Raw genomic sequence first — 3,787 nt, 5'->3', positions numbered from 1 at the left:
ACAAGGTGTCCGTCGAGGTAGGCCATGCCGTCGAAGGAGAGCTCGCGGGCGTTCTCCGGATCGCCCTCGTCGCCGATCTTGCCGTCGGCGAGGCGGTCGACGACGATCGCGATCGCGCCGTCGCCGGTGACGTTGGTGGCCGTGCCAAAGGAGTCGAGCGCGATGTAGGTCGCGATCATGAGGGCGACCTGCGCGTCGTCGAAGCCGAGCATCGAGGAGAGCAGACCGGTCGCCGCCATGATGGCGCCGCCGGGGACGCCGGGTGCCGCGACCATCGTGATGCCGAGCATGAAGACGAAGCCGACCCACTGGGCGGGCGAGACGTCGATGCCCTGGGTGAAGACGATCGCGAAGGCGAAGGCGAAGATCTTCGAGGTCGAGCCGGCGAGGTGGATCGTCGCGCACAGCGGGATCGTGAAGGACGCGACGGCGTCGGAGATGCCGTTCTTCTTCGTCTGGCGCAGGGTGACGGGGATCGTCGCGGCCGACGAGGAGGTGCCGAGCGCGGTGACGTAGGCGGGCATCATCGTGAGGAGCGACCTCATGGGGTTCTTCTTGCCGATGGCGCCCGCGACGACGTACTGGGTGAGGAGGATGACGACCTCGAGGAGGAGGACGACGACGACCACGCGGACGAGCGTGCGCATGATCGACCAGGCCTCGCCCGTGTAGGTGAGGTTGAGGAAGATGCCGAAGATGTGGAGCGGGAGGAGCGGGATGATGATCCGCTCGATGAGCTTCGTGATGATGGCGCGGAACTCGATGAAGCCCTTCCTCAGGACGCCGCGCGGGACCATGGCGAGGCCGATGCCGACGACGAAGGAGAGGAGCAGCGCGGTCATGACGGGGACCGGCGCGGGCATCTCGATCGTGAAGAAGGATTCGAGGGCGCTGCCGGGCTCCTCCACGTTCGCGAGGCCGGTGCCCGACAGGATCGCCGGGAAGGTCGCCGCGCAGACGAGGTAGGTGAGGAAGCCCGAGAAGAGGGTCGAGCCATAGGCGATGGCGGCGGTGATGCCGAGCCACTTCCCGGCGCCGCGGCCGAGGTCGGCGATCGCCGGGGTGACGAGGCCGATGATGATGAGCGGGATGGAGAACGAGAGGAACTGGCTGAACAGCGCCGAGAACGTCGCGAAGACGCGGCCGACCGCCTGTGGGACGAGGTGCGTCCCCCCGATCTGGATCGATCCGAGCACGAGGGCGAGGACGATCGCGGCGAGCACCCACACGAGGATGCCGCCCTTCTCCAGGAACTTGCGCATGCCGTCTCCTTCAGTCGACGCGATGACGGGATGCTCCAAGGATGCCCATCGCCCGCCGCCCCTCCGAATCGCCCCCGGTCCAGTCCCGCGATGCGAGATGGACGAGGCCGGGGCGGCGCGTCTCACGGGCGGGAGTCGACGAGCCGCCGCGGCCTCGTCGATCATTCGCACGGCCGACCTTCGCACGGCTGCCGAACGAGGGCGCCCGCCCTCGCGCGGGGCGAGGGCGGGCGCGAGAACGCGGCGTCTGGACTCAGGCGAGTCGGCGCTGGAGGTTCTCGTCGAGCGCCTCGAGGAAGCCCTGGGTGGTGAGCCACGGGGTGTCCGGGTCGATGAGGCGCGAGAGATCGCGGGTCATCTGGCCGCCCTCGACCGTTGTGATGACGACGTCCTCGAGGGTCTGCGCGAAGTGGGAGACCTCGGGGGTCGAGTCGAGCATCCCGCGGTGCGCGAGGCCGCGCGTCCACGCGAAGATCGAGGCGATGGGGTTCGTCGAGGTCGCCTCGCCGCGCTGGTGGCGGCGGTAGTGGCGGGTGACGGTGCCGTGCGCCGCCTCGGCCTCCATCGTGCGGCCGTCCGGGGTGATGAGGACGGAGGTCATGAGGCCGAGCGAGCCGAAGCCCTGCGCGACGGTGTCGGACTGGACGTCGCCGTCGTAGTTCTTGCAGGCCCACACGTAGCCGCCCTCCCAGCGGAGGGAGGAGGCGACCATGTCGTCGATGAGGCGGTGCTGGTACGTGAGGCCGGCCGCGTCGAAGCGGTCCTTGTACTCGCGCTCGAAGACGTCCGCGAAGATGTCCTTGAACGCGCCGTCGTAGGCCTTGAGGATCGTGTTCTTCGTCGAGAGGAACACCGGGTAGTTCCGCTTGAGGCCGTACTCGAAAGAGGCGCGCGCGAAGTCGGCGATCGACTCGTTGAAGTTGTACATGCCCATGGTGACGCCGCCGCCCTCGGGCATGCGGATCACCTCGTGCTCGATCGGCTCGGAGCCGTCATCGGGCGTGAAGGTGAGGGTGATCGTCCCGGCGCCGGGGACCTTGAAGTCGGTCGCGCGGTACTGGTCGCCGAAGGCGTGGCGGCCGACGACGATCGGCTTCTTCCAGTGGGGGACGAGGCGCGGGACGTTGTCGATGATGATGGGCTCGCGGAAGACGACGCCGCCGAGGATGTTGCGGATCGTCCCGTTGGGGGACTTCCACATCTTCTTGAGGCCGAACTCCTCGACGCGCGCCTCGTCGGGCGTGATCGTCGCGCACTTGATGCCGACGCCGTGCTCCTTGATCGCGTTCGCCGCGTCGATCGTCACCTGGTCGTCGGTGACGTCGCGGTTCTGGATCGAGAGGTCGTAGTAGCGCAGGTCGATGTCCAGGTAGGGGAAGATCAGACGATCCTTGATGAACTGCCAGATGATGCGGGTCATCTCGTCGCCGTCGAGATCGACGACGGGTCCTGCGACCTTGATTTTCGACATTGGTCCTCCGGCCGAAAGGTTCGGGGAGCCTCGCTCCCAAGAGATTTATCTCGACATCGAGATTACTTGATTGTGGGCGACCCGCGCCGACTTTTCAAGAGGGAGCGGCGCCGACTTCAGGGAGACGCCCGGAGGCGGGATCAGCCGATCCCCATCGTCGCCGTGAAGGGCGAGAAATACCACAGGAGCAGCCCGAGACCGGCGAGGACGACGACGTCCATCCACTTCGAACGGGAGGAGAACCACGGGCGCCCCGGGATCGCGAGCCTCGCCCCCGCCACGAGGACGAGCGTCGCCGCGAGGACGAGAACGGCCCGATGCGGATGATCGAGGGCGGCAAGGAGGGCCGTCGCGGCGACGCCGCCGACGGCGAGGACGACGGTCGCCCAGTGCCACCACGGGCGCGCGCCGCCCGATCCGATGCCTCCGCTCATGACAGCAAGAATAGCCGGTGCCTCATCGATCACACCCCGGGCCGTGTCGGAGCCGAAGAGCCCCGGGCTACGATGTTCATGCGGCTGAGCGAGCCGCGCACATATTCACGTGAATAAGGAGCCTCCGTGACTTCCCGCTACATCGTCGTCGGGCCCGAATCGGCGAACGCCGCGCGCGACGCGGCCGATGAACTCGCCTCCCTCCTCACCGCGAAGGGCGCCCTCGTCCGCCTCGACGCCCTCGCCGGCGTCGACGCCTCGACCGCCGCGGTCTCCCCGCAGACCGCCCTGCCCGCCGCCCTCGAGGCCGTGCGCGCCGCCGATGCCGAGTACGTCCTCGTCGACGGCGTCGACTCCCTCGACGCGCGGACCTTCGACGCGATCGGCTGGGACCTCGACCTCGCCGCCTCCGCGAAGGCCGGGGTCGTCCTCGTCCTCGACGTCGAGGGCGTCGGAGCCGAGCTCCTCGACGAGGAGATCCGCGTCTTCGCCGCCCGCGCGGCCGCCCACCAGGCGACCGTCGTCGCCGTCGCGCTCCCCGCGGCCGTCGCGGCCGAGGTCTCGACCGACCTCCTCGTCCTCCCCCTCCCCCTCGACGCGGCCGCGACGGCCGCGGGGAG

At 68.8% G+C, this 3,787-nt stretch carries 3 protein-coding genes and 1 pseudogene; 1 reads left to right on the top strand and 3 read right to left on the bottom strand.

Annotated elements, in window-relative coordinates; all coding sequences use genetic code 11:
- The 3 genes from DY157_RS11100 to DY157_RS11090 all read right to left on the bottom strand — a co-directional run.
- On the bottom strand, positions 1–1,262 hold a 1,262-nt coding region (locus DY157_RS11100), incomplete at its 3' end, for a dicarboxylate/amino acid:cation symporter (protein WP_160159541.1).
- A gap of 253 nt (positions 1,263–1,515) precedes the next feature.
- Positions 1,516–2,733, bottom strand: a complete 1,218-nt coding sequence (locus tag DY157_RS11095) for an NADP-dependent isocitrate dehydrogenase (protein WP_115728710.1) — start codon at positions 2,731–2,733, stop codon at positions 1,516–1,518.
- A gap of 140 nt (positions 2,734–2,873) precedes the next feature.
- Positions 2,874–3,167: a DUF3017 domain-containing protein gene (locus tag DY157_RS11090; protein ID WP_115728709.1), complete on the bottom strand. Its 294-nt coding sequence runs from the start codon at positions 3,165–3,167 to the stop codon at positions 2,874–2,876.
- Between the two features lie 126 nt (positions 3,168–3,293).
- Here DY157_RS11090 and DY157_RS11085 point away from each other — a divergent pair.
- Positions 3,294–3,787, top strand: a pseudogene (locus DY157_RS11085) (phosphate acetyltransferase); the annotation flags it as partial.

Origin of the sequence: Actinomyces culturomici (assembly GCF_900499005.1) — a bacterium.
GTDB classification, from domain to species: Bacteria; Actinomycetota; Actinomycetes; order Actinomycetales; family Actinomycetaceae; genus Pauljensenia; species Pauljensenia culturomici.
This window is presented reverse-complemented; position numbering and strand designations above follow the sequence as displayed.

Bases quoted from the DNA above. Each gene is read 5' to 3' on its own strand.
- DY157_RS11095 (WP_115728710.1), bottom strand. From the start codon at position 2,733: ATGTCGAAAATCAAGGTCGCAGGACCCGTCGTCGATCTCGACGGCGAC.
- DY157_RS11090 (WP_115728709.1), bottom strand. From the start codon at position 3,167: ATGAGCGGAGGCATCGGATCGGGCGGCGCGCGCCCGTGGTGGCACTGG.